Origin of the sequence: Autumnicola musiva (assembly GCF_031846585.1) — a bacterium.
GTDB lineage: Bacteria > Bacteroidota > Bacteroidia > Flavobacteriales > Flavobacteriaceae > Autumnicola > Autumnicola musiva.
On the sequence record NZ_JAVRHK010000018.1, the window covers coordinates 31,066 to 57,655 of the forward strand.

23 protein-coding genes and 1 other RNA gene are annotated in these 26,590 nt (G+C 36.1%); 13 read left to right on the top strand and 11 right to left on the bottom strand.

Annotated features, from left to right (window positions below; all coding sequences use genetic code 11):
- Positions 1-8 precede the first annotated feature (8 nt).
- A complete protein-coding gene (locus RM539_RS16995) occupies positions 9-3,026 on the bottom strand; it encodes a tetratricopeptide repeat protein (RefSeq protein WP_311504619.1) in 3,018 nt (1,005 codons plus the stop codon).
- 160 nt (positions 3,027-3,186) lie between these two features.
- Here RM539_RS16995 and RM539_RS17000 point away from each other — a divergent pair, with 160 nt between their 5' ends.
- A complete protein-coding gene (locus RM539_RS17000) occupies positions 3,187-3,870 on the top strand; it encodes a cell division ATP-binding protein FtsE (RefSeq protein WP_311504620.1) in 684 nt (227 codons plus the stop codon).
- A 141-nt stretch (positions 3,871-4,011) separates the two neighbouring features.
- Here the strand turns inward: RM539_RS17000 and RM539_RS17005 are convergent, their stop codons facing one another.
- Positions 4,012-4,194 carry a uroporphyrinogen decarboxylase gene (locus RM539_RS17005; protein WP_349254719.1) on the bottom strand — a complete coding sequence of 61 codons (183 nt, stop codon included), beginning with the start codon at positions 4,192-4,194 and terminating at the stop codon, positions 4,012-4,014.
- Between the two features lie 147 nt (positions 4,195-4,341).
- Positions 4,342-6,144 (bottom strand): translational GTPase TypA, encoded by a 1,803-nt coding sequence (gene typA / locus RM539_RS17010; protein WP_311504622.1) that lies wholly within the window; start codon positions 6,142-6,144, stop codon positions 4,342-4,344.
- A 408-nt stretch (positions 6,145-6,552) separates the two neighbouring features.
- Here typA and kdsA point away from each other — a divergent pair, with 408 nt between their 5' ends.
- On the top strand, positions 6,553-7,371 hold the full coding sequence (gene kdsA / locus RM539_RS17015) for a 3-deoxy-8-phosphooctulonate synthase (protein WP_311504623.1): 819 nt from the start codon (positions 6,553-6,555) through the stop codon (positions 7,369-7,371).
- A 77-nt stretch (positions 7,372-7,448) separates the two neighbouring features.
- Here the strand turns inward: kdsA and RM539_RS17020 are convergent, their stop codons facing one another.
- Positions 7,449-8,288, bottom strand: a complete 840-nt coding sequence (locus RM539_RS17020; RefSeq protein WP_311504624.1) for an endonuclease/exonuclease/phosphatase family protein — start codon at positions 8,286-8,288, stop codon at positions 7,449-7,451.
- Positions 8,289-8,321: 33 nt separating this feature from the next.
- Positions 8,322-9,095, bottom strand: coding sequence for an endonuclease/exonuclease/phosphatase family protein (locus RM539_RS17025; RefSeq protein WP_311504625.1), 774 nt, complete (start codon positions 9,093-9,095; stop codon positions 8,322-8,324).
- A gap of 182 nt (positions 9,096-9,277) precedes the next feature.
- Here RM539_RS17025 and RM539_RS17030 point away from each other — a divergent pair, with 182 nt between their 5' ends.
- From RM539_RS17030 to RM539_RS17070, 9 genes are all read left to right on the top strand, one after another.
- Positions 9,278-9,919 (top strand): hypothetical protein, encoded by a 642-nt coding sequence (locus RM539_RS17030; RefSeq protein WP_311504626.1) that lies wholly within the window; start codon positions 9,278-9,280, stop codon positions 9,917-9,919.
- Positions 9,920-10,234, top strand: coding sequence for a winged helix-turn-helix domain-containing protein (locus RM539_RS17035; protein ID WP_311504627.1), 315 nt, complete (start codon positions 9,920-9,922; stop codon positions 10,232-10,234). It begins immediately after the preceding gene.
- A gap of 254 nt (positions 10,235-10,488) precedes the next feature.
- On the top strand, positions 10,489-10,773 hold the full coding sequence (locus RM539_RS17040) for a hypothetical protein (protein WP_311504628.1): 285 nt from the start codon (positions 10,489-10,491) through the stop codon (positions 10,771-10,773).
- A gap of 31 nt (positions 10,774-10,804) precedes the next feature.
- Positions 10,805-11,569, top strand: coding sequence for an oxygenase MpaB family protein (locus tag RM539_RS17045; protein ID WP_311504629.1), 765 nt, complete (start codon positions 10,805-10,807; stop codon positions 11,567-11,569).
- Positions 11,570-12,206: 637 nt separating this feature from the next.
- Positions 12,207-12,606: a transfer-messenger RNA gene (ssrA, locus tag RM539_RS17050) on the top strand.
- Between the two features lie 174 nt (positions 12,607-12,780).
- Positions 12,781-13,977 (top strand): XRE family transcriptional regulator, encoded by a 1,197-nt coding sequence (locus tag RM539_RS17055; protein WP_311504630.1) that lies wholly within the window; start codon positions 12,781-12,783, stop codon positions 13,975-13,977.
- Positions 13,978-13,984: 7 nt separating this feature from the next.
- On the top strand, positions 13,985-14,470 hold the full coding sequence (locus RM539_RS17060; RefSeq protein WP_311504631.1) for a hypothetical protein: 486 nt from the start codon (positions 13,985-13,987) through the stop codon (positions 14,468-14,470).
- A 4-nt stretch (positions 14,471-14,474) separates the two neighbouring features.
- Entirely contained in the window at positions 14,475-14,828 is a 354-nt protein-coding gene (locus RM539_RS17065) for a hypothetical protein (protein ID WP_311504632.1), read from the top strand.
- Between the two features lie 18 nt (positions 14,829-14,846).
- Complete coding sequence (locus RM539_RS17070) at positions 14,847-15,932, top strand: putative phage abortive infection protein (protein ID WP_311504633.1); 1,086 nt, start codon at positions 14,847-14,849, stop codon at positions 15,930-15,932.
- A gap of 148 nt (positions 15,933-16,080) precedes the next feature.
- On the opposite strand, the gene RM539_RS17075 is transcribed toward RM539_RS17070, so the two are convergent.
- Positions 16,081-16,764, bottom strand: coding sequence for a GIY-YIG nuclease family protein (locus RM539_RS17075; RefSeq protein ID WP_311504634.1), 684 nt, complete (start codon positions 16,762-16,764; stop codon positions 16,081-16,083).
- 34 nt (positions 16,765-16,798) lie between these two features.
- Positions 16,799-18,409 (bottom strand): reverse transcriptase domain-containing protein, encoded by a 1,611-nt coding sequence (locus tag RM539_RS17080; RefSeq protein ID WP_311504635.1) that lies wholly within the window; start codon positions 18,407-18,409, stop codon positions 16,799-16,801.
- A gap of 816 nt (positions 18,410-19,225) precedes the next feature.
- On the opposite strand from RM539_RS17080, the gene RM539_RS17085 reads away from it, so the two are divergent.
- Complete coding sequence (locus RM539_RS17085) at positions 19,226-20,422, top strand: IS256 family transposase (RefSeq protein WP_311504651.1); 1,197 nt, start codon at positions 19,226-19,228, stop codon at positions 20,420-20,422.
- 100 nt (positions 20,423-20,522) lie between these two features.
- Here RM539_RS17085 and RM539_RS17090 read toward each other — a convergent pair whose 3' ends face one another.
- Genes RM539_RS17090 through RM539_RS17100 form a run of 3 tightly spaced genes read right to left on the bottom strand, consistent with a single transcriptional unit; the run spans position 20,523 to position 25,630 of the window.
- The gene (locus RM539_RS17090) at positions 20,523-22,268 is read right to left on the bottom strand and encodes a hypothetical protein (protein ID WP_311504636.1); all 1,746 of its coding nucleotides are present in this window, start codon (positions 22,266-22,268) and stop codon (positions 20,523-20,525) included.
- Positions 22,255-22,410 (bottom strand): DUF8810 domain-containing protein, encoded by a 156-nt coding sequence (locus tag RM539_RS17095; protein WP_311504637.1) that lies wholly within the window; start codon positions 22,408-22,410, stop codon positions 22,255-22,257. Before RM539_RS17095 ends, RM539_RS17090 begins: the two co-directional genes overlap by 14 nt.
- 28 nt (positions 22,411-22,438) lie before the next feature.
- Positions 22,439-25,630: an Eco57I restriction-modification methylase domain-containing protein gene (locus RM539_RS17100; RefSeq protein WP_311504638.1), complete on the bottom strand. Its 3,192-nt coding sequence runs from the start codon at positions 25,628-25,630 to the stop codon at positions 22,439-22,441.
- Positions 25,631-25,878: 248 nt separating this feature from the next.
- On the opposite strand from RM539_RS17100, the gene RM539_RS17105 reads away from it, so the two are divergent.
- Positions 25,879-26,148, top strand: coding sequence for a hypothetical protein (locus RM539_RS17105; RefSeq protein WP_311504639.1), 270 nt, complete (start codon positions 25,879-25,881; stop codon positions 26,146-26,148).
- Between the two features lie 29 nt (positions 26,149-26,177).
- Here RM539_RS17105 and RM539_RS17110 read toward each other — a convergent pair whose 3' ends face one another.
- Complete coding sequence (locus tag RM539_RS17110) at positions 26,178-26,588, bottom strand: cytochrome c oxidase assembly factor Coa1 family protein (protein WP_311504640.1); 411 nt, start codon at positions 26,586-26,588, stop codon at positions 26,178-26,180.
- Positions 26,589-26,590 lie beyond the last annotated feature (2 nt).

Here is a 26,590-nt window from a genome sequence, read left to right on the forward strand (position 1 = left end):
TAGTAAGATTAGTTGTTTTCTACGGAAGAATTAGTTTTGGCTTCCTGGGCTTTAATTCGGGCCAGTTCTGCTTTAGCTTCAGAGACTATCTCGGGATAACTGGTGAAATTTTTAGTTACGTTGTCCAGAATATAAGTCGCCTGGTAAGCATCGCCGAGTTTATCAAAGTTTTTCGCCATAAGCACAAGGCCTTTTGCGCCCCAGCGCTTGTAACCTGAAAAATCCTTCGCCAGAATCTGGATGGCAGCATTGGAAGCTTCATGATTTCCGCTTTTGTTTTTGAAATAGGCATCGTAATACAAGGCCTCTGCAGCCAACTCTCCGGTAGCTGTTTTCTGAACTTCAGCATAAGCGGTTTTAGCACGGCCTTCGTTTCCTGCTTTCATTGCCGACCGGGCAATAATCACCTGTGCATCTGTTTTTGCTTGTCTTTCAGCTCCTGCACTATTCAGCACTTTTTCAGCATAAGCTTCAGCTTTCTGGAAATTTCCTGCTTCATAATACGATTTCATCAGGTTAGATTGGGCATAAGCCACATTTTCCTTAGAATCGGCTTCTTTTTCCAAACGCTCCAATAACGGAGCCGCTTCAGCATAATTTCCTTTTTCAAGATATATCTGGGATAATCTGGCCAGCGCCTGCTCGGTAAATTCATTGCCCGGCCTGTCTACCACATAACGATAATGGCTCATAGATTTATCTTTACTCCCCTGGCGGAAGTAAAGCTGCGCCAGGTAAAAATGTGCGTTAATGGAATGAATTCCGTTAGGGAAATCCCTTAGGTATTTTTCAAAACCGCTGATAGCCTGTTCAGCCTTATTATTTAAATACTGATTTTCAGCTGATTCATAGGTTGTATTATCTAAATCGGCATCGGTAACTTCAACAAAATCTATATTTCTTACCCAGCTTGCATATTCATCTGTCCTGCCCAGATCCACATAAACGTTTCTTGCGGTGGAAACCGCCTGTTTGGCTTCGGGAGTATTGGGATAATCGGCAACTACTTTTTTCAAACGCTCCAGGGCCTTATCACCTTCATTGGAATTATAATAAATCAAGCCCTGCCTTAGCATCGCTTTAGGAACAAGAGCACTTCCCGAAACATCACGTATAAGCCTGTTGTAGGTTTGAATTCCCTGCTGCGTATTATTCATAGCTACATAAGTATTCCCAAGTTCAAACAAGGCATCGTCCCGGTAAGGAGAACGCGGATATTTACTGATGAAATTATTCAGCTCTTCAATTTTTGTTTCATTCCTGTCTACAAACCCATAGCTGATGGCTTTTTGAAAAGCAGCATAATCACTGTTATCCACATTATTCGCGATGGCTTTGTTGTAAGCTTCCATAGCCGGCCAGTACTGGCTGTTCACAAAATAGCTATCGCCTAACCTTAAATACGCATCATTCCTTCTTGCGGTATCGCTATTGGCATTTTCAGCAAACCTCTTGAAATAACTAATAGCCTGGGCGTAATCATTCTTTTTGAAATAAGCGTAACCAATGTTATAGTCCAGGTTTTTCATTTCTTCCGTTCCCCGGGCGGCAGTCATCCCCCCAAATTCCTTATAGCCAATTATAGCATCGTCAATACGGTTCACATTGAATTCGCTTTCCGCTTTCCAGAAGGTTGATTTTGCGGTAATGGCAGCATCTCTTGGTTCATTTAAGGCTTTATCAAACATTTCTAAAGCCTTGTAATAATCTCCTTCTTCGTAAAGTTCAAGTCCGTAATAAAAAGCTACTTTCTGATAGGCCTGCTTATCACTGAAATTCCTGTTGTTCTCCAGCAAACGCATGGCTTCCTCATAATTTTTAGAAGTAATAAAGGAGTCTATCAACAAAGTTTCCACTTCCTGCCTTTCTGCGGAATCAGGATATTTTTCAAGATAGCTTAGCAGAACCTGTGACGGACTTTCGTAAGAATTACCAATTTCATAGCTGATTTTTGCATAATTCAGCATTGCATCCTTTTGAATTTTAGCATCAAATTCCATTTCACCGGCATTTTTGAATGCGTTTAATGCCTGTTGCTTCTGATCCAGGTTCAGATAAGATTGCGCCAGGTGATAATAGGCATTTTGGGCAATGGAATTATTTCCGTCTATAATTTTATTGAATTCTGAAATAGCCTTTTCATAATCACCCTGCTTGTAATAAGCATATCCTAACTGATAATAATCGGTATTATTCCATTTTCCGCGCAGGCCCTGATATTCCATTAAATAAGGGATTGCCTGTTCGTATTGCTGTAAATTGAAATAACTCTCACCAATAATTTTATTCAGCTGGGATTTTTCCTGCCTATTGGAATTGGGAAGTTGTTCCAGCCCCAGTTCTACGGCTTTTTCAAAATTTCCCAGCTTAAAATTCATATCTGCCTGAAAATAGGAAAGGTCTTCACTATAGCGGTCATTACCCTGAACTTGTTCAAAATTCCTGGTGGCTTCTTCATAATCATCACCTTCATAGGCCATAAAACCTATGTAATATTTTGCCTGAGAGCCGTATTCTTTGGAATCTCTCACCCTTTCAAGATATGTCCTTGCCTGCTCATAATCATTGGAACGGAAATAAGCATAACCATTATTGAAGTAAAAACGCTGCCTCTCTTTCCGGCTCATAGCATCTTCATCAACCTTATCATACCACTTTCTGGCCAGGGCATATTTTCCTGTATTGAAGTAATAATCTGCCACATCAAGATAAGCCGAATTGGTTTTGGTGCTGGTGGGATAACGGGTTACAAACCGCTCCATTAATTGATCTGCACCGGGCTGGTTAAGTCTTACTGCTGCATTGGCAATATAATAGGCCGCATCGGCTCTAATTTTTTCATCTTCGGCTTGGTCTTTAACTTCATCAAAAAGATTCTGGGCTGCCAGGTACTGCTGATTATTATAAAGCTCAAGCGCACGGTTGAAATCGGCTAATTTATTTGTATAAGTAGCAGATTGCTGGGAAATACCTTTAAATGAGAAGAATAGTAAAACAACAATGAGGAGAGATTTACCGGGTGTCATTTATATATGTTTAAATTGAAGTTCAAAGATAATTTAATGCTTATTTTAATAACGATTAATCTGAACTATAATTATGTTAATATGAAAAAAAGTAAACCGGCACTTTTTGAAAAATGTATATTTACCGATAATTTTGCATCCTAACCTAGTATCTGTTTTTATGTCTCAAGCCGTCCTGGAATTAAAAAACGCAGCAATTTATCAGCGTGAAAGTTTAATCCTTTCTGAAGTAGATGTTAAAGTAAACAAAGGAGATTTTGTATATCTTATAGGTAAGACCGGTACCGGTAAGAGTAGTTTCATGAAAACCCTTTACGGAGATTTACCTTTAACCGAAGGAGAAGGCCATATTGTTGATTATAACCTGCGCACACTAAAGCAAAAAGAAATTCCGTATTTACGCCGGAAATTGGGTGTGGTATTTCAGGATTTTAAACTTCTTACCGACAGAAATATCAACGACAATCTGCTGTTTGTACTAAAAGCCACCGGCTGGAAAGACAAAGGCGCCATGGATAAAAGAATTGAAGAAGTGCTTAATAAAGTAGGCATGAAAACCAAAGGGTTTAAATATCCTTATCAACTTTCTGGGGGAGAACAGCAAAGGATAGCAATAGCCCGGGCATTGCTGAATAACCCTGAACTTATCCTTGCCGATGAGCCTACCGGAAACCTGGATCCCCAGACTTCTGTTGAAGTAATGGAAGTACTGCAGGAAATTAGCAAAAACGGAAATACCATTCTAATGGCCACTCATGATTATGCTTTACTGCTGAAGTATCCCTCGAAAACTTTAAAATGCGATGGGCAACGTGTTTTTGAAGTGGTGCAGAAAACTGTTTAGTAGTAGTTTGGAGTTTGAAAAATCCTACAGCCTCTGCCACATTCCTTAAAAAGGAAAGGAGCTTTTTGTTTTTCAGAAAAAAGTCAGGATAAAAATTCTAGCGAAGCGAAAACAGAACTCTTCACTCCTAAATTCGCACTTCTAACTTCTAACCTCATCTGCCGGTACCGGATTTTGCTTGTTGATAAAAAGATAATACAGATTCACGCAAATAATCGCGGCATTAGTGATCACCACCGGCCATGATTCCAGTAAGATCCCGTAGATCACAAAAAAAATACAACCGATAGAATTTACGTACCGAAGGGTATTTATATTCTTCATCAAAAATGCAAGTAGTACAAAGAATGAAGCCAGATAACCGCACCATTCCGTTAAAGATATTCCTAAGATCTCCATTTCAGATTAAAACATAAAAAAGGCTGTAAGGAAGTTTTACACCCCTCACAGCCCTTGTTGCAATGTAAAGAATTATATTATTTTGTTACGCTTACGATCATTTTCGGTAAGGTAAATTTTTCTAAGTCGAAGATGATTTGGCGTCACTTCCACATACTCATCTTTTTGAATATATTCCAGTGCTTCTTCCAGAGAAAATTTAATTGCCGGAACAATTTTCGCTTTATCATCGGCTCCTGAAGAACGTACGTTGGAAAGTTTTTTGGTTTTAGTAATATTTACCACCATATCATCCTGGCGGGAATTTTCCCCAATTACCTGGCCTTCGTAAATATCCTCTCCCGGATCTACGAAAAACTTACCTCTATCCTGAAGTTTATCAATAGAATAAGGGATAGACTTTCCTTTTTCCATAGAAACCAGAGAACCGTTTTGCCTTTCAGGAATCCCTCCTTTTAGCGGCTGATATTCTTTAAAACGGTGCGCCATAATCGCCTCACCCGCGGTAGCGGTAAGCAACTGATTTCTTAACCCAATAATTCCGCGGGAAGGAATGATAAACTGGATAACCATACGGTCACCTTTTCCTTCCATACTTAACATTTCCCCTTTTCTAAGCGTCACCATCTCCACTGCTTTGCCTGAAACATTTTCAGGTAAATCGATAGTTAATTCTTCAACCGGCTCACATTTAGTCCCGTCAATTTCCTTGATGATTACCTGTGGCTGACCAATTTGAAGTTCATATCCTTCACGACGCATGGTCTCGATTAAAACCGAAAGGTGAAGTACCCCACGGCCAAAAACCATAAATTTATCTGCACTGTCTGTTTCTTCTACACGAAGAGCAAGGTTTTTTTCCAGTTCTTTAAACAAACGGTCTTTTATATGACGGGAGGTCACAAATTTCCCGTCTTTTCCAAAGAAAGGAGAATCGTTTATAGTAAAAAGCATACTCATGGTAGGCTCATCTATCGCGATAGTCTTTAAACCTTCAGGATTTTCTATATCGGCAACGGTATCGCCAATTTCAAAACCTTCAAGTCCAACAATCGCACAAATATCTCCTGCCTGAACTTCCTCAATTTTTCTGCGGCCTAAACCTTCGAAAGTATGTAGTTCTTTAATTTTTGTCTTTTTAATGCTGCCATCACGCTTTACAAGGGAAACCTGCTGATTTTCCTTTAAAGTTCCTCTCTGAAGTCGCCCGATTGCGATCCTTCCCGTAAAAGAAGAGAAATCCAGAGAGGTGATAAGCATTTGCGGAGAACCTTCAAGATCTACTTTAGGGGCAGGAATATGTTCGATCACCATATCAAGAAGCGGCTCCACATTTTCAGTCTGGTTTTTCCAGTCATCACTCATCCAGTTGTTCTTGGCTGAACCGTAAACTGTTGGAAAATCAAGCTGCCATTCTTCAGCACCAAGTTCAAACATAAGGTCAAAAACCTTTTCATGAACCTCATCGGGAGTACAATTTTCCTTATCCACTTTGTTTACCACCACACAAGGTTTTAAACCAAGATCGATTGCTTTTTGAAGCACAAAACGTGTTTGCGGCATTGGCCCTTCAAAGGCATCAACCAAAAGCAAAACTCCGTCTGCCATATTTAAAACACGTTCTACTTCTCCCCCAAAGTCGGCGTGACCGGGAGTATCTATAATGTTAATTTTTGTGTCTTTATAAGTAACTGAAACGTTCTTGGAAGTAATTGTAATCCCACGTTCTCTCTCAAGATCATTATTATCCAGAATAAGATCTCCGGTATTTTCATTATCCCGAAAAAGCTGACAATGGTACATAATTTTATCAACCAGGGTAGTTTTTCCATGGTCAACGTGTGCAATAATTGCGATATTTCTGATAGCTGTCATACAAGCCTGTTTTAAAAGGCTGCAAATGTACAGTTATTTTTCACGAAATAACTATAATTATATCAGATAATTACAGTAAAATAACAGGAGGCAGAAAACATTCCAAAATACTGGAATTCAAAATACTAAGATTTTCCAGCTATCAGTAATAATAAGGAATGCGCAAATTATATAAACAAGCCATCATCAGAACAACTACAAGAAAATCTCCTTCTGCTTAACAATAACTAGAAAGAGCCAACAAAAAATACTCCTGCCGGTTTCAAATTTGAAGAATAACTATAAAAATCACCACCTGAATGATAATGCTGCCTTTCTTCCGCATAAATTAATTTGAAAAACTTTCCGATAATTCTGAATTCTGAGGCATTTTTTATTTAGCTTATATTTGCCATAAAATCTTAAGAGATGGATCTGAACAATATTCCGAAGATAAAAAATACAGCCTCAAATAATTTCTTTTTGCTTTGTGGCCCCTGTGCTATTGAAGGAGAGGAAATGGCTTTAAGAATAGCTGAAAGAGTGGTAGAAATTACCAGCAAACTGGAAATTCCCTATGTTTTTAAAGGTTCTTTTAAAAAAGCCAACCGCAGCCGCATTGATAGTTTTACCGGAATTGGAGATGAAAAAGCGCTAAAAATTCTGCGTAAAGTTTCAGAAACTTTTGATGTACCCACCATTACCGATATTCATGAAAACAATGACGCCGCCATGGCAGCGGAATATGTAGATGTTTTGCAAATTCCTGCTTTTCTGGTAAGGCAAACCGATCTTGTTGCGGCAGCTGCAAAAACAGGTAAAACTGTGAACCTGAAAAAAGGTCAATTTATGAGCCCGGAAAGTATGAAGCATGCGGTATCTAAAGTGCAGGAATGTAATAATGAAAATGTGATGGTTACCGATCGTGGGACCATGTTTGGTTACAGCGATATGATTGTAGATTTTCGGGGAATTCCCACTATGAAGGATTTTGCAACTACTGTTTTGGATGTGACCCATTCCCTCCAGCAACCCAACCAGAGCAGTGGTGTTACGGGTGGAAGGCCGGAAATGATCGAAACGATTGCCCGGGCAGGAATTGCTACCGGAGTTGACGGTTTGTTTATGGAAACGCATTTTGATCCCGCCAATGCCAAAAGTGACGGCGCAAATATGCTGGATCTTGAATATCTTGAAAACCTACTTTCTAACCTGGTAGCGATTAGAAAAACTATAAACGATTTTTAGCTTATTTACCAGAAGTATAAAACCAAAACCCACAAGTTTCGTTAACTCGTGGGGTTCTTTATTTAAAAGAATAGTTGTTAGTTAAACTCAATTATCACCATTACCGGCAAATGATCTGATGGATACTTCAGGTCTTTTGAATCACTTAAAACTGCATACTTTAGTACCTTTACCTTATTATTTACAAAAACATAATCGATGCGGCGGGTTACCGGCTCTTGAAAATTGTAAGCATTGAAGGTACCTTCAGGCCCGAAAGCCACTTTTTCAGCAATGTTTTTACTGTCATTCATTTCTTTGGAAAGATACTGAATGCTCTGTGTCCCGGGTTCAAGATTAAAATCTCCTGTTAAAATTACCGGCAGGTTTTCAGTATTTATTTTCCGTATTTTCGAATATATAAGTTTTACACTCTCCTGCCTGGCCTTTTCCCCTACATGATCAAAATGAGTATTAAAGTACCAGAACTTTTTTCCTGTCTCTTTATCCTGAAATAAGGCGTAAGTGCAAATTCTGGGCAATGCCGCATCCCATCCGGTAGAAACTTTTTTGGGAGTTTCAGAAAGCCAGAAAGTGTCGTTTTCCATCATTTTAAAACGATCGGTTTTATAAAGAATCGCACTGTATTCTCCTTTTTCTGCTCCGTCTTCCCTTCCCACACCAACATAATCATAATTATCTAAGTGCGACGTAAAATATTCCAGCTGACTTTTCAAGGCCTCCTGCACTCCAAGAATATCAGGCTCATAAAACTTAAGCTGCCCCGTGATAAAATCTTTTCTTTTAGACCAGGAATTTTCCCCGTCGTTCTCATTGGCATATTTTATATTATATGTCATCAATTCCACCTGGCTGTAGGAAGAAATAATATTCATCAATGCAAATATAACTGCACATAATAGGTTTATTTTGTTCATTTTACAAAGTTTAAGTTTAGCAATTTATGATTACTAATTTAGCTGAAGCTCTACCAGCACCGGAAAATGGTCTGAAGGATATTTCTGATCATAAGAATTATTCAGCACACCATACTTTTTAACGGCTACACCTTCCCTGCTAATAAATACATAATCTATGCGATTGATGGGCTCTTCATGAAATTCATAAGCATTAAAAGTTTTTTCCGGTCCAAAACATCCATTTTCACTAATTTCTCTGCTGTCCAAAAATTTTTCACCCAAATATTTAATCCCATCTGTATGTGGTTCCAGATTAAAATCGCCGGAAAGGATTACCGGGAACTTATCCTTATTCAATTCTTCTATTTTGCGGTAGATTAATTCGGCACTTTTTTTCCTTGCTTCCTCTCCCCTATGATCAAAATGAGTATTGAAATACCAAAATTTTTCACCTGTTTTCTTATTCTGAAAAAATGCACAGGTGCAAATCCTTGGATATGCCGCGTCCCATCCTGTAGAAGGCTTTTCAGGCGTCTCTGAAAGCCAGAAGGTCCCTCTTTCCAAAACTTCAAATTTGGCAGATTTATATAATATCGGACTAAATTCTCCTTCAGTTTTACCATTTTTCCTTCCCACTCCTATATAGTTATATTCATTTAGATTACTCTGAAAATATTCCAGTTGCCCGAGCATAGCTTCCTGCAAACCCAAAATATCAGGATTATAAAACCGGAGCAGCCCCGTGAGTGCCGCTTTTCTTTTAGACCAGGAGTTTTCACCATCGTTTTCATTAGCATATTTAATATTGTAGGTCATTAACTTCATAAGCTAAATTTTATGGTTTGGCAATGAGAATTGAAAAATAAGAGGAAAAATTTATTCTGAACATTAAATTTTCATAAAGATGAAGTTGCTATATAGTTTATAAAAATGACACAAAAACTTTTCAGTAAAAAATCAAAAATAACAAAATTTATTATTTACTTTGTAGTTCAAAGTACTTTAAAATGGAGAATAAAAAGTATCTGAATGATCTAAGTGAGATCAGGGAAATGATGAACCGCTCTTCGCGGTTTATTTCCCTTAGCGGATTAGCCGGAGTCTTTGCCGGAATTTATGCAATTATAGGCGCAGTGCTTGCTAATATTCTATTATCTAACCATGGCAGCCTTTATGTAAGTGGCGACAGTTCGTTAAACGTCGATGCAGAAGATCCAGCGCTACAAAGCAGTTTAACTGTAATTGCTGTTGTTGTACTTGTGCTGGCAGTTGCCACTGCCATTCTCCTCACTACCCGAAAAGCTAAAAAGAACAACCAAAAAATATGGGACAATACCAGCAAAAGACTGGTTATTAATTTTTTCGCGCCACTTACTGCAGGAGGATTGTTTTGCCTGGTTTTATTGCAGTACGAACTTGTCGGGTTAATTGCTCCCGCTATGCTCTTGTTTTACGGGATGGCGCTGATCAACGCAAGTAAATATACCTTTAATGATTTGAGATCTTTGGGTTATGCCAATGTAATGCTGGGACTTATCGCTACCCAATTTATTGACTACGGACTTTATTTCTGGGCGCTGGGATTCGGAGTTTTCCATATCATCTATGGTGGCGTGATGTATAATAAATATGAGCGAAAAAAGGCTTAGATGAAGAATATTATCAGCAACATAAATAAAGCCTTCGATCATCGTATCAGGCTGGGAATTATGAGTATTCTCATGGTGAATGAGTTTGCTGATTTTACAACACTTAAAGAACTTTTAGGTGCGACAGACGGGAATATCGCCAGCCATACAAAGGCATTGGAAAAACAAAATTATATAAAAGTGGAAAAATCGTTCATCAATCGCAAACCGAATACCCGCTACCTGGCGACAGACACGGGGCGGAAAGCTTTCCAGGAACACCTGGATGCGCTGGAAAAGCTGCTGAATTCAGGAAAAAATATTAATAATAGTTAGTGTGCAGTTAAAGATTAAAGTTTTGATCATAAATTAAATAATGATCAGCAAACATTTTTGATGTGCGTTTAGAATAATGCAATCCGAAAGAATACCATAAGTAAGAAACAGCTTAAAATTGCTGTCCACAAATAATTTTTCGGTGGCTCATAAAAGTTTTTACTGAACAACAATGAATAAAATAATAAAAGCAATTTTTATGAATTATAACTTTGAATTTCAAAGTACTTAATAACCATTAAAAAATTATTATTATGAAAAATGCAAGATTAACAATCATTTTACTTAGTGCGGGAGCTATCCTGCTCATTCCGTTAATTGCAATGCAATTTAACTCTGAAGTCGACTGGTCCTCTTTTGACTTTCTGATAATGGGAATTTTACTTCTTGGATCCGGGCTGGCTATCGAATTTGCCTTACGAAAATTTTCAACTATTAGAAGCAGGATAATTGCCTGTGGAATGATTCTGGCAGCCCTGTTCTTAATCTGGGCAGAATTGTCTGTTGGCATAATCGGAACATCATTTGCCGGGAGTTAGTTTCCTATTAATTAATTAATAGATCTTAAGTATGGAATATTTTGTAGAAAAACATTCGATAGTACGTCAAATTTGGGGAAAAGGAGATACCATTCTTTTTATTTTCGCAGGGGCTTCAGCCGAATTTGCACTCAATAAAGCAGTGGACTGGTTGTACTATACTAGCCGGCTTCCGAAAGATCCGCTGGCCCGGCTTTTTTCAACGGTATCTTATGCCAGGGAAATTGTTTTTTCTGAAAAAGATGCTGCTTTTCGTGCTATAGATCGCATTAATGCAGCCCATGCTTCTGTAGAAACCAGCCGCGGAGCAAAGATTCCGCACTGGGCTTACCGGGATGTTCTTTTTATGCTTATTGACTATTCCATCAGGTCCTTTGAAATACTGGAGCGCAAACTGACTTTAGCTGAAAAACGGGAGGTATTCAATGTCTTTTACAAGCTTGGAAGGCACATGGGCTTGAAGGGCCTGCCGAAAACTTTTGAAGGATTCGAAGAAATGCGGAATATTCACCTGAAGCAAGATCTTTATTACGGCGACTATACACGAGATCTGTTTAAACAATATCGCAATCATCTGGGCTTTGTACGCTACAGGCTATTACTTGAAACTCAGAACCTGATTTGTCCCAAAAAAGTTAGTACTTATTTAGGTTTTCGGAGAATTTCATTATTAAAACCTGCGCTCTTCTTTTATAAATTTAGCAGAAATATAAAGCTGGACTGGCTTCTGAAAGAACTTATCCTTCCTTCGGCCTATAAAAAAGAAGTCCGCTCTCTGGATACTCTGCCGGTATAAAAATCAATAAATTACAAGTTAATGAACTATAAAAACATAATCCGGAAATTTGCCTTTCTTTACTTTCTGATTTTTCGCCCGGAATGATTTTACCGGAAAGCATCCAATGTATATATTTGACATTTTAAGCTTCTCTCAGGCAATATTGTCGGAACTTTGTTATACATCGTCTGTAGTAAATTTATGATATTCAAGGTGCCTAAAAATTTTCAATGGCCAATTCTATCAGATTCTGCCAACAGCATTCGAAGTTTGAAACGAGGATATTTTCAGGATTAATAAATATTTCTTTTCAATATATTTCTTTATCTTTGCAGACCTGGCGAAATTTGCAGGGAAATTCTTTGAAAACATGTTTGGTTGGAATGTGGTCCTGAAATAAATTAGGACATATCCAACTTGGCTAAAATCTAATAAATTTGCACCGTTTTTTCGCGTTAGGGATTGTAGCGGAAATCCTTTTTATTTTGTTTTTCGACTCCGCTCGAAATGACAAAATAAAAAGATTGAAGCGAAAAGCCCGGCCGCCGAAGCTACTGAGCTTATCGAAGGAGTGAAGGTGGCAACGCCCGGGCCTTTAAGAAAGCTCTAGGTTGGCACGAAAAATGCAATATTTATATAAGTTCTTTTACATATTGGGGTCGACTTGGTTTTGACAGCGAGTCTAATTGAGTTGTAAGCACGTCGAGCGCCGGAATATAGCTCGTAAATCTCATGTTTCAGACTTTTTTAAACGGCGAGAATAACTACGCCTTGGCTGCGTAACCGAATTATAGTAGGTTATACTTAGTCCCTGCAAGGCAGGGAGCCAAGATGTCCCGCGAAGGCCTTGATTTACGGCATTCGCAACAGGGGCACCGACAAAGTAAATATAGGAATTACAGGGCCTTGATGTAATTCCGAAATCTAATTGAGGATACGTGTAAAGTTGGTGGTTTTCGGCCGGCTTTGCATCGACAATCAAACGAAGACTAAACGTGTAGAAAGCTTCTGAATTGCTTGTTTGGACGAGGGTTCGAACCCCTCCGACTCCACTCTAAAACCCCGTAAGCACAATGTTTACGGGGTTTTTAGTTTTAAGGTGACAAACGGGGTGACAAATGCGACTTCTGAATCTTTAGCACCCTTCCTTATTGTCGGCTCATTTTTGAGACAAAAATATTTAAATCTACAATTTTTTGTATTACATTTGTATTTCAATTTTGGTGTAGATGAAAGAAGATTATCAAATGAAGGAAATCTATAACCTTCTTGGTATTAGTAACCATAAAACAATTAAGGAGCTTATAGAGGACAAAAAAGAAGAATTGAAGATTTCTTCTGACCGGCAGTTATCTAAGGTTTTGGGTATAAATAAAGACACTCTTAATAGAATTATAACTGGTGAAAGTAAAAAAGTAGATATTATATCTATAATCAAAATCAGTAATTTCCTTGATTTAAAGATAGAGGATACAATTCAGGTCTATGTATCTACACTTAAAACTGAATCAATATCTGAGATTGAAGATAATAGAAAGGCAAATTTTATACTACGTAACTTCGATATTGAAAGGTTGTATAAATTGGGATTTCTTAAAACAAAAACAAATTTTCAGGAAATAGAAAAAAGAATTTTAAATTTCTTTGAAATTGATAACATTTTTGACTACAACAATTCTGTTGCATATCCGCTGTTCAGCAAGACCAAAAGATCTGCAGATGAAGTTATGAATACGTTTTGGATAAAAGCTGCTTATTTACAATTTGAAGCTATTAACAATCCTAATGAATTCGATCCAGAAGAATTAAAAAAAATAGTTACCAAAATCCGTCCCTATACTCGTTTAGTAGATAATGGTTTAATTACTGTTATTAAAGTTCTTTATTCATTAGGTGTTACGGTAATAGTTCAGAAATATGTTTCTAAAACTGCTGTGAAAGGTGCTACTTTTATTGTAGACAATAAGCCCTGTATCATTTTAACTGATCAATACGAAAGATATGATCTAATGTGGTTCACTTTGTTGCACGAAATATGCCACGTTCTTTTTGATTTTGACGAGCTTAGTCGAAAGAGTTACCATTTATCAGGCGCTTCCGATTTACTATTACTTAACGAAGAAAGAGCCAATAAATTTGCTAGAGAAATTTTATTTCCAGAGGAAAGAATGAATTTCTTAAAACCAAATATTTTCAATCCATTTCTGGTTTCACAATATGCTGAACAAAATAATGTACATCCCTCTATAATTTACGGTTTCTATCTTCACGATCATCCACAGGAAAGTGGTGTATTATATAAAAAATTTAATCGATTTTTGATCAAATCCGAAATGGCTGTTCGATCCCTAAAAACTAATTTATGGGACACAGATGAAAGCCCAGCAGATCAAGCAAGAAAAATAATTGAAAAAATATCAAACTAGTAGTTTTATGGAAAATAAAAAACTCGAAAGAGATACAACTTTAGAAGAAATTAAAAAATTAGCCGATGAATCTGATAAGAACTCAGGCTTTCAACTTGGATTAGAAGCTGACTTTGAAGAGGAATTGATTCAATTAGATCTAATAAATGACAAACAAAATCCTTCTGAATCGTTTCGATTATTTTATGCCATTGAAGGTATACTTAGAACGCATTTACCTCCAAAATCGGAATCTGAATTTAGCTCCTTTGTTCGAGAAGAAAAGAATATTTTTTTAACCGGTGGCAAGAAAAAGGATGCCAGTGGTCGGCGAGGAGCTGATCCTAGACAAGCCTACATCACTACCCACCTTGAAGTCGCTCTAAATGAATTACTTAGATGGATGCAAGAAGGAGGAACTAAATTTGATTTATTCTTAATCTTTCGGGATTTAAATATAAAATATGGCTATTACAAGGAAAATGAATTAGACAAAGTGGATCAAACTAAATAAGATCATGGAAAACGAAAGTTATATTGCTGGGTTTCGATTCGAAAGACTTCTTAGTAAGGTTTATTCATCTAATTCAGTTAATGCGAATAAGAGCTTGTTAGAGAATGCATTAACGATGGAACAAGGAAAAACTTACGCAAAACATCTAGGCTCATCTGAAAAGCAATTTTTTGCCCTTCAGAAAAAACTAATTGAAACTCTTAATAAATTACAGATCAGAGCACCATATAATAAATCGAGCGAATATTTCAAACACCTAGCTGACTATTCGGAAGAATGTAATTCAGCCGCTGGTTTATCTGAAATTGTTGAGAAAGCTTTATTAAAAGCAAGTTCATTAGATAATTCAGGAAAATAGAATAGTAGGTTTTAATTTATGAATGATTCTACTTTACGAAATTGGCTTTGGTTTTTTGGAATTTTGAGTTTATCTCTATTAACCTTTGCTGTTTTTGCACCCTTTATAATCCCTAAATCTAATCCTGACTGGTTACCAAGTATAGATTATCAAACAGGAAATGAGATCGGAATTACCTTTAATGGTTTAATGTCTCCATTTATAGCAATCTCTGCTGCTTTACTTACATTTATTGCATTTTTAGTTCAATACCAGGCAAACAAAAAAATACAGGAACAGTTTAAAATTCAAGAAGTTGATCAGCTATTTTTTGAAATGCTGAAATTACACAAAGAAAATGTAAATGAATTTAATATTGATGGTTATGATCACATTGTAACTAAACAACCTGATAGTAAGGATAGTTTACAAAAAATCCAAAGACAAACTTCTCAAAGAAAAGTATTTGTAACAATGGTTACAGAACTAGAAGCTATTATTGAAATAGCACAATTAATGTTGCAACCAAAAACTGATAAGAATAAAGAAAGATTATTTCAAGTTGCTTATGAAATTTTCTTTTTTGGTATAGAATCAGAAAATGTTCAAAATTGGAACTTTCACCGATTTGAACAGTTTAAATTAAAACTTAAGAATATTAGGAAGAAACATTCTTATTCTTACAGTAAAGAAAATAAATTTGTCGTTAATGGCAAATATATACACCTATATATTAAATACAAACCATTTTCCGGTCATGAAAACCGGCTAGGACATTATTATAGGCATTTATACAGTACCGTAGATTACATTGTTTCTCGAGAAAAAGATCGCACTATCTCTAAAGATAAGTCTCAGCATTATTTAAAACTACTCAGAGCTCAGTTATCTAACGATGAACAATTGCTGCTTTATTACAATTACAGAATTGGATATGGTGCAAATTGGGATAAAAGAGGAGAGAGAAATAACGCATTCCTGACCCAATTCAAAATGATTCATAATATTCCTATAAAAAAGGTGAAGTTTATTGAAAAGCCAGAAGTACATTTTAAAGATTATATTCGGAAAAAAAATCCGAATTTATTCGAACAATATACTCCAAAAGAAATTGAAGTAACTTAATCTTTAGAGATATCGAATGTCAAAATGTGAATATTTCGCCGTTTTCGATTATTCCCTCATTCTGCACATCAAACCGGTAATTCATAATCTTGCCTGAAATAAAAACTCCAATACCCTTTCTATCGAAAAGGGAGTTACAAAATTTCACCTAGGAGATATGCCTTGAATGCCCTGGCTTAAAAATTTCATATTGAGGTTGAACCCCTATAAGATAATTTAATCGAATTAGGTAATAATACGCAGAATTTGATTTAATGTGTTCTAAAAGTGTTATGCTCTGTATCATATTTTCTGAAACAAAAACCTCAAAAAGATAGAGCATTATTTCTTCTTTATGTTGAGCCATCATATTATTTCTGTATGCCTCTTTGTCCTGATCATAGAATTTAATCAGAGCCATTTCGCAGTTCAACAATTTCTCTCGCTCTCCATTGAAAATTTCAAGGTATTTCTTCTCTGATGCATCAGGGTTGGTACTTTTTGCAATTCTATGGGCTAAAGTGGCCATAGAGCTTGTAGAACCTTTTTGATGATCTAGGATTCTTTTAATGACATTTCTAGATATCCCACAATAAAAAGGTTGACCATTTTTTATAAATAAATATAGCCCCGCAAAATCTTTTGTTATAGAAAGTGGTTTTTTCGTACGGTAATCAAAAACTTTAGTGTCTAACTTCTCTATAGCTGCCGCAGGACCGATACCTTCAAGAGAGTTTTTATCATTTGTAAAAGTGCTGTAAGAAATTTTATTCCCTAAAGGATTCCACTCATCACAAAGCTTTTGTAGATCATTAAAATAATTTATGAGGTTATTTGAATCTAATTCTTCCAAATCGAAACTAATGGTTTAGCAATTATTAACTTCTTCACTCTTGAGCTTTTTTGTTCGTTTCTCGCAGTTTAGTCTTTTTACTCTTAATAAGTCGGTGAAAATTGCTTTCAAATTTTCGAGTTTGTTTTTTGATGGAATCGTTTCCTTCATTGAGTTCATTCATCACGTGATTTGCTTTCATTAAATAGCTAAAATAATTTCCCCAATTGTAAGTTTTTTCCGGGTGAGGTAGGTATTTACCAGGCCGACTTGGGTCGGGAATCCGTTTTAATATGCGTTTACCACCTATAATCGTAAATCTCTTAATCAATCTTTGTTTGAATAAACCTTTTCCTAAATGATGTTTTTTACCAGCGTAAAACTTTCCTCTTTTAATACTCCTTATCATACTACGGTAATACTTAGAGATTCCTTGGGTTTTCACATACACTCGTTTTCCTGTATATTCAAATCCAAGATATTCAAGTTGATAATTTGGAGTGACTTTACCGTTCTTGCCTACTAATCCACCTTTATAATTTCCAGATTTATAGCAGTATCGATAAAGCTTAGTTTTATCAGGATGGATATCAAGATTACAGGAGGCAGAATTTCTTATAGAATTAAGCATTGCTTGATGAATCTCTGCTTCCGCTTCTCTTGGACAAACCAGAATTAAATCATCACTATAACGTTGATAAAAACCACCCACTGCCGAAACCGCAGCAAACATTTCGTCATCAAAAGTTAACATATAAATATTTGCTAAAGTTGCACTCATAGGACTACCTTGAGGTATTCCTCTTTGGGAAAATGAATTCTTGTGAGATTTACTTCTCTTCACACCACGTCTATCTGAATGCACGAGATAGGTATGATTCTTAAAGAATTCGTTTTTTTTGCAAAACGCAATTACATTTTCTCGTCTGAAATTTCTAAGCTTTGCAACCTTTTTCTGCTTCCATATTGTTCTGTCCGGGTTGTTAGCTTCTTTGCGCTCTACCCATAATCTTTTATAAAAAGCATTATGAAGCTCATTTAATTTAACATAGCGTTTCTTTGTTAAAGCTCTATATACGTTATAGTGATCATCTGGCATTGAAAGCCTTCCTTTATCATCATGTCTATTTAGAACTCTTTTCCAATGGGTATGCAGGATTTTATGATCTAGGCTATCAAAAAAGTTAGATACATCCGCAACAATTACACTAACAGGTTTACCTTGAAAATCATTGATTGCCTTAAAAGCATCGTGAGCAAACTCAATATTAGATTTATTACCTTTTCTTCCTTTTCCCTGTCTTATTTTTCGATAGGCAACAGAACAATGATTATAGTCCTTATGCCTTATGTACCATTCGTACATAATACTTAAGTAATAACTATAGTAACTAAAAATTAAGGCATCCAAATGTGTAGCATAGAGAATAGGTCTGTTTTTTGGATCTTTTACTTCTCTTATTCTTTTCCCAAATTCATTTTTCTCAGATCCCGCTGCCCTGTATTTCCGTTGAATGATATCACGCTTAATAAATGGAGTAAACCTATGTTTCCGTATCAGTTCAGGATTAGTAACGTAATCCACCAGCCAACCTTTATCCTTTGGTTTGAAGGGTAGACCTATGTGTGCGTATTGCTTTAATTTAAACCAGTTATTTATTGCCATAAGAAAAAAGAGCTGGTCGGGACTATATTGACGCCTGTCCTAAGACTTGGTAGTACATCGGCTTGCTACTTTATTACGTAATAAAATTACGCTTATAGATAGCGTCCCTACGCTAATTAGAATACTTATTGCTGTATTAATAAATATATTATCGCCACTTAACATGACAGAACTACTTATCAACAGCATATCACAATACCTTGTAAGGTTGCTCTTCTCTGACCGACTAACGGGAAGAGAGAACGTAACCCACTTTGGAATGTTCAATCAAACTACGGACTACCCGTAGCTGGGTGTATTTCTACTCTTCAGTAAGAAATACCGTAAATAAACGTACTTACCGGCTAACCAGCTCTTGGGCAAATATAATTTTTTTAGTACACCTATCTACCTATTCCTTAAATAATCAAGAATTCTTATAAAACCACCGGTTAAAATACAAGATGATTTTCGGACATTTTAGAGTGTATCTTTTTATATAACCCCCTCATTATCCAAATCATAACGGTAATTCACAATTTCTCCTGAAATAAAAGCTCTACTACCCTCTCAATTATCGGAAAGGGAAATACAAACCATTCCCAGGGAGAAACACGTTAATTACCCTGACTTAAAATATCAATTTGAAGCTAGACATCTTTAAAGAAACGATGAATCGGGTTCTCGAATATCTGGGTATTTAGAAATGGAGATTGATAAAGAGCATTTTTAAAGGGACTATCTCAAAAACTGTGTAAGTAGAAAATATAGGGGTTTGCAAACCCCTATATTTTTTTAACCTTGCCTGCTCAGTTCAGGTACTAATATTTACACATGATGAAAAAAAAAGATCTATTCGATGATGAATTTTTAAAGCAGTTCAAATCAGGAGAAGAACTTAGCGGTTTTCTCAAACAACTTCAAAAACGTGGATTGGAGAAAATGCTGGAAGGAGAGCTGGATGGCCATTTGGATTACGAAAAGCATCAAAAATCTGGTTCTGGGAATACCAGGAATGGATATTCCCAAAAGAAAGTTCGCAGTTCCTTTGGTGAGAATAGTATAAAGGTACCCAGAGATCGGGACGGCTCTTTTAATCCAATGATTGTTCCCAAGCGAGAGAATATGGTCGATGGCATTGAAAATATTATTATATCGCTCTATGCCAAAGGGATGAGCAACAGTGATATTGAAGAACAAATCTCTGAAGTGTATGGTTTTGATATCTCCACTTCCACCATATCCCGAATTACCGATCATATCAGCAATGATATCGTAGCCTGGCAGAACCGTCCACTGGAGCCTGTGTACCTGATTGTCTGGATGGACGGCATCGTATTTAAAGTCCGTGAGAATTCTAAGGTGGTCAATAAAACTGTTTATATAGCGGTAGGTCTTAGACGGGATGGTAAGAAAGAAGTTCTTGGACTCTGGCTTGGCAAAAACGAATCTGCAGCTTTCTGGATGAGCGTACTCACCGATATGAAAGCTCGTGGAGTAGAAGATATCCTGATCACGGCTACCGATAATCTAAACGGATTTACCGATACCATAAAAAATGTGTTCCCTGAATCGACCACTCAAATTTGCGTAGTACATCAGATCAGGAATGCATGCAGATATGTCGTATGGAAGGATAAGAAAGCCTTTAATAAGGATATGAAGCTCATCTACGATGCACCAACAAAACAAGCCGCAGAAGCCGCCCTGGAGGATTTTGCCCGCAAATGGAATGATAAATATTCTTATGCTATTAAAAGCTGGCGGGACAACTGGGAAGATCTTACCGCTTTTTATGAGTTCCCTTTAGAAATAAGGCGTATCATCTATACCACCAATCTCATTGAAAACCTAAACGGTAAGATCAGGAAGTACACCAAGAATAAATTATCCTTCCCTACCGATGATGCAGTGATGAAATCTGTATATTTGGCAACAAGGGAAGCCACCAAAAAGTGGACAATGCCTGTTAGAAAATGGGGAATTATCCTCAATCAGTTCTTAACTATATATGAAGAAAGGGTTCAACTTTAAGTGATAAAGTTAAACCCCTATATTTAAAACTTACACACTTTACGGGACAGTGTCTTTTTAAAAGTCACTTTCAAATTCTCCTAAAAACCATTCCAACGTCTTACCGTGTTTTCCAAGTTCCCTTTTTAAAAAATTCTCGTGCTCTTTGATAGTTTGCTTCTTGGCGTTGAGCAATTTTGTAATCGTCTCCCACTCTCTGTGCTTCCAGTATAAACTTAAGTTCTCTGGGTAGTCCGCTGGTGGGGTCGTTGAGTTCTCTATTAAGCTCTGCACGTACTTTCTCTTTAAATCGTCCTTCTTCTTGGCCAATTCTTTCCTCCTCTTTCTCAAGATATTTGAGTTCTTTTCCCTCAAGCTCTCCAAACTCTTCTCGTAAGGCTCTCTCTTCATTAAGTAATTCCGTAATATTTCTTTCTTCTCCTCTAATTTTACCTGATATTCGTTCTTCTTCTCTTCTAAATTCTTCTCTAAGATCTTCTTCAGCTCCAAATTTTCTGGATTCAAAGCTATCTCGTTCTGTCTTCTCAAGTCCTCCAAAGATTTCTGTAAGCTCGTATTGTTTTCTTGATATATCTTGGTTATTTTCTTCTCTTTCTCTAATAGTTCGTATCCATTCATCTGATATTTCTTCAAACTCATTTCGTAACTCGTCGCTTCTTCGTCTATACCTTGCTCTAATTTCTTCATCAGTTCCTGCGATTTCGAGTTCTGTTCCTTTATCTTCTTCAGTTCTTTCTTGCTCGAGCTCAATTTTTCCAGCTTTTCCAAAATATCTTTCTTCCAGGTCTGTAATGTATTTTCGAAAGCTTCTCTCTTCATTTCTAAGCTCTTCTTCTCGCTGTTGAAGTTCCTGGTATTGTTCCTTAAATTTAGAGAATACTTCTGTTCGGTACTTCTTTTCCAGACCTCCCAGTTTCTCTTCAGCTCCTTCTGAAGCGCTCTTAACTCTAAATATTTCGCGTTCAAAGTCTCGTTCAGTGTCTCTGTATGATTTTCTTCCCAAGCACTTTCTAATTGTCCGTATAGTATTTTTAAGTCGGCTTTTTCGGCATTTGACAGATTCTCCAAAAATTCTTCTTTGCTGTTCATCAAATTCCAATACTCCTTCTGGAGCTCTTTCGGAAACTGATATGTAAGAGGTACGGGCTTCTTGGTCATTATATTCCCATTTTATGCGTTGAACACTTTTAAAATTCTCTTCAATTTCTCGATCAGAACCTTTTGGAACGATTATGCTAATTGTATCAATTCCAAGCCTTCTAAGTTTAATTTTCTTTTCATCGGAAATCTTATGGGTTATTACCAACTCAATAAAAAGTATAGCTTTATCCTTTTCATCAAAAAAAGTCACATCAGGTCTTAACAATAAAAACCTTTCATCTATTTCAGGATTTTTGCCGTTATGAATTTCACCATTTTCATCTTCATAAAAGGTTAATTCAGATCTAACCTTGTGAGCTGAAATAAACCTAGATTTAATTAATTCTACCGGATTACCCATATTTCCTTTCGGAGGATATTTCAGAACAGCCGGAACCTTTATTCTTTTAAGCCGTTGTAAAATATCTGAGGCAATAATTTCTCTATGCTCCCTATTGCTATAGGTGCATTTTTCCTCTCCTTTTGAAACATCAACTGGGACATGACTAAAATATGATCGATAGTTAGGATTCTTTTTCTGGATATTAGCTTGCATTGGCTTATCACAGCCCACACAAAAATATCCTTTACGACCGCTTTCTGCCTCGTCGATATATATAGTCTCTCCTTTTACATTTTTTGCTCTGTCTGTTTGAAGATCCCTTTCGTATATTTTTTTTTCAATTGGCATTTTAACTAGCTTCAACAATTTTAATTTCTTCCTCGGTCAAGCCATAAAGCTCATATACCATCTGGTCTATCTTCCTGTCGGTTTCTTCTATTTGTTGTTGAAGTTCAACAGCTTTTTTCTTATTCTCTTCGACCAGCTCCATTATATTCAAAATCAACTTTAAACTAAGTTCTTATATCAGAATATTACTTTGGCGAATTAATATTTTTCTCAATAATATTAATCTCCTTTTGATTTAGCCCATACAATTCATAAACAATAGAATTAATTTTATCCTCTAAATTTTGAATTACACTTTTAAATTCTTCGAGGCTTTTTGACAATTGAATTTCTCTATCAAAGTTGTTTTCTTGCTTTGATCTCCTAAACAAAGGGAGATAATCGTTTTCTTTGTGCCTGTAAATTAAAATTTCGGAAATTATTTCATTTAATTCTGTCTCAATTTCTTTTTTTGGTTTTCGAACGGGAATATTCATCAAAGGTGTTTTATCTATCTGGTAATTATCCCCCTGCATTTTACCTTTATATTTTAGCCAGAAGGCCAAAGCATTGGAATTCAGCAATGATGTTAAACACTTTAAATCAATCCTATTTGTTTTAATAACCATAAAGGTTCTATTTACGTACGCATCAAAATCCGTATATGTAAATGTGGGTCTATTTGAACATTTTCGAAGTGAAAATATTTTCTCACCTTGAAAATATTTTTCATCTCTTGAGCGGTGTAAACCATAAGGTTTATTTACAGAAGTCAAAACCTCTTTAAATTTATCTATATGATTTTTGACATTCGGAAAATCTTCAATTTTTCTAACATCCTTAAAACTTGAATCTGTATAAATTACCCAAAGATTATTTCTTCTATCTCCATAGTGCCTTCCAAATTCATTTGTTGTATAAAAAGGTTTTATTAAATCCTTTTCATTCTTGTTAAGATTTAAGGTTTCGTATTCATTTTGATTTAGATTAAAAATACCATCGCCTATTTCAACGTCACTAATTTTATCTTTGTGCTTTTTATTTACAACATCCTGCAAGATGTCTATCCCGGAAGCAATTTCTTTAGATTCCAGTGTAAAATTTTTAGACCCATTTATTTTTTCAATTATTTTCTGAAATTCAGAATCTATAAAATGTATAGAATTATGCAAAGAAAGCTCTTTATTGATGGTCGATATGAAGTAATCAAATCTAACATCCACAACTTTTTCCAAAAAAAGTTGAGCTTCATCATGATTAATCTTACTATCTGAAATCTTCGAAAACTGAAGGTCGTATTCGTCATTTACCGGAGACTTTTTCATAACATAGATCATGGTTTGAATCCCAGCACTATCGAAAACTTTAAAGTTTCCGAAATCAATAAATTCTAACAACTTACCATTTTGAAGAATATAATTTCTAAATTTTTGGGCACCATCATTGGTTATCCAGTTATTTGGTGCTATATAACCAATAAGACCTTTATAACTTTTAATAATATTCAATGCGAGTACTCCAAAAAAGTACCATAAATCCATTTTGCCTTGATAGCAATCGTGATCATGCAAACCGTTAAATGCCGATTTATTAGAAGCTTCTTTGATATAAGGCGGATTACCAATTACGACATCAAACCCTCCATCTTTAAAAACTTCCTTAAATTCTTCTTCCCATTTAAAAGCTTTAACTCCAGCTTTCTTTTTTTCTTCAATCAGCGAATTGCCGCATTTGATATTGCCGCTAAGGTCATTCAACTTCCTATGTGGTTTGGCTGTACGTAGCCATAAACTTAAACGGGCGATCTCCACGCTTTCTTCGTTGATATCTACGCCGTAAATGTTATTTTCGAGAATGGTATTTTCTATACCCGGGAACCTAAAACTCCCGCCCAGTAGCTTACCGTGCATTTCATCTATATAGCGGTGTTCTTTTATTAAAAAGTCCAGCGCCTGATTTAAAAAAGCCCCGGAGCCACAGGCAGGGTCACAGATGGTAAGTTTTAATAACCATTCGCGATAATCATCAAGAATTTTTAGTAATTGTTCGAGTGTTTCCCGTTTTCTTCGCTTTCTCCCTTTATAGTACTCTTCTTCCCTAAAGCCTAATCCACTTTTCTTTTCATTGCAAAGCTTGCCTACAGTATTCTCCACGATATATTTCGTGATATACTTGGGGGTATAGAATACACCGTCCTTTTTTCGTTTGCTTTTCTGCTTATCGAAGTCGGCTCCCTTGATCTCGGCATTTACGCTTTCAATTTCATTAAGTGAATTCTCAAAGATGTGTCCGAGAATATTCACGTCTACTTGGCTTTCAAAATCGTAGGTAGCCAGTTTCTTGGTATGCTTCAACAATAGTTCATTATCTATCTTTAGCATATCCAGGATGGGATCGGGCTTAAAGAGTCCGCCGTTATAAGCGAAGATCTCGGCCTGGTCTCCTTTAGCCTCCCGGCCGGTGTTTAGGTAATTGAAATAGATCTTGTATCGCTCATACAAGGATTGCTCCACATCCATATCCTGTAACATCTCCCAGTTTTGTATGATCTTATGGATACTATTAGGTGGAAGCAACCCGCGGTCTTCAGCAAAGAAAACGAACAGAAACCGGTCTATTAGCTTCTGTGATTTCTTAAAGAGATTGAGCTTTACATTCTTTTCCAGCTTATTTACTTCCTTCTGGAATTCTTCATTTGCCAGTGATTCTGAAGCCAGTTCAGATTGACGAATGCTTTTTAGCTCCTTTGCATTCTTCTTTACAAGGTCACGATATAATTCTCTTTTAAATACCGAATAATCCTTGTAAAACTCCTTGGTAATCATCTCTTCTTCCACCAGGGATGCTTCCTTGACCTTAAGAGGCAATCCGGTCATAATATTATCATGCTGAAGGCAAAGCCATAACAAACCAAAGTCATCACGGTTAAGCTCAAAAAGATCGAATTCCAGAAATTCGGTTGCATCATTTATATAAAAGCGAAGCTTCTCGAAATTGGAAGTAATCACATACACACAATTTTTCTGGTTAGCCTTATAATCGAAGGCCTGCTGCCTAATTCCTTCCAGGTGCTTGGTATTGGTACCTTTTAACTCAATTACCCCAATGGCATTTCCTTTTTGAAGAATCGCACCATCAGCCTTTCGGTTGTTAGAATCGTTCTTAAATTCGGTAGTAAGATTGTAATTAGGATTGGGATTGAGCTTATATCCAAGGATATTCACGAACAGTTCACTCAAAAAAGTTGCCTGGAACTGTTCTTCCTTAGACTTTCTAATGTTCTCCTGGATCTCGGGATGCTGAAAATAAGAAGTGAATTTTTTATATGCTTTATCGATGATCTTATCATCCTGAAGCTTAAGGTATTTCTTTAAAACAGAAACCTGGTATAAGGCCATAAAATGGATTGGTTAGCATTACAAACTACAATACTAATGTAGGGAAAGAGTATTGACAGATATTTGGGTAGTAAAGCTAACCAATCTTGTGTATTTTTCAAATGTTAATTTTTCCAGCAATTTGACTTCCATTTATAAACCACTTACAATCTTTGATTTCAAATATTAATTAATACACTAATAATCATTAACTTAATTATATAAAATTACTTCATTAAAACTTGATGTATCATTTAAATTGAGACTTTATGGATGTCAATAAAATTTTAGAAAATCTGAAAAATGAAAATACTCCCATTGATATTGCAAATTATGCCACTAATTTGCTTTCCTATCATATCATAAATCACAATTATCTCCGGGCTATCTTAGAAGCCCAGGTAGAAATTCTGGTCAGGCTGAATGATAATTCGGATATTGATGTTGATGGACATCTCAAAATTATTGAAGACAAGATTGATAAGGAATCAGACAAGGATTTTATTGAGGCAATGCAGCAGATTATTAGGAAGGATTGATATATCTTTACTATTAAACTCTTTAGTTACTACAACGGAATTACTTCAATGGTCTGTTTCTTTTCCGGCGGGTTTTTTACTCGAATATTTATTTTCTCATAATTCCATACGTTGTCTTCTCGATTTGCAGTAATATCCATAATCGCCTTCATTTTATTCCCTCTTACTCGGATAGAGGAATTGACAGTTTTATTGTCATTTGAATAATTCACGTGGCCTTCTAAAATTGCAAGCTTATCTATCGGCTCAATTTCTCCAAGCAATTCAGTAACTCTTTTATCTGATTTTGCTTTATCCAGCGCATTTTCGTAAAGCTCAGTATCAGCATATGATTGAGCGTAATCGGTAGCAATGCCGCTAATTCCTGAAGATGAGATTAAATAAATAATTATGACTAAAATAACAGCTATAGGAATTATCCATTTCAAATATTTATTCATTT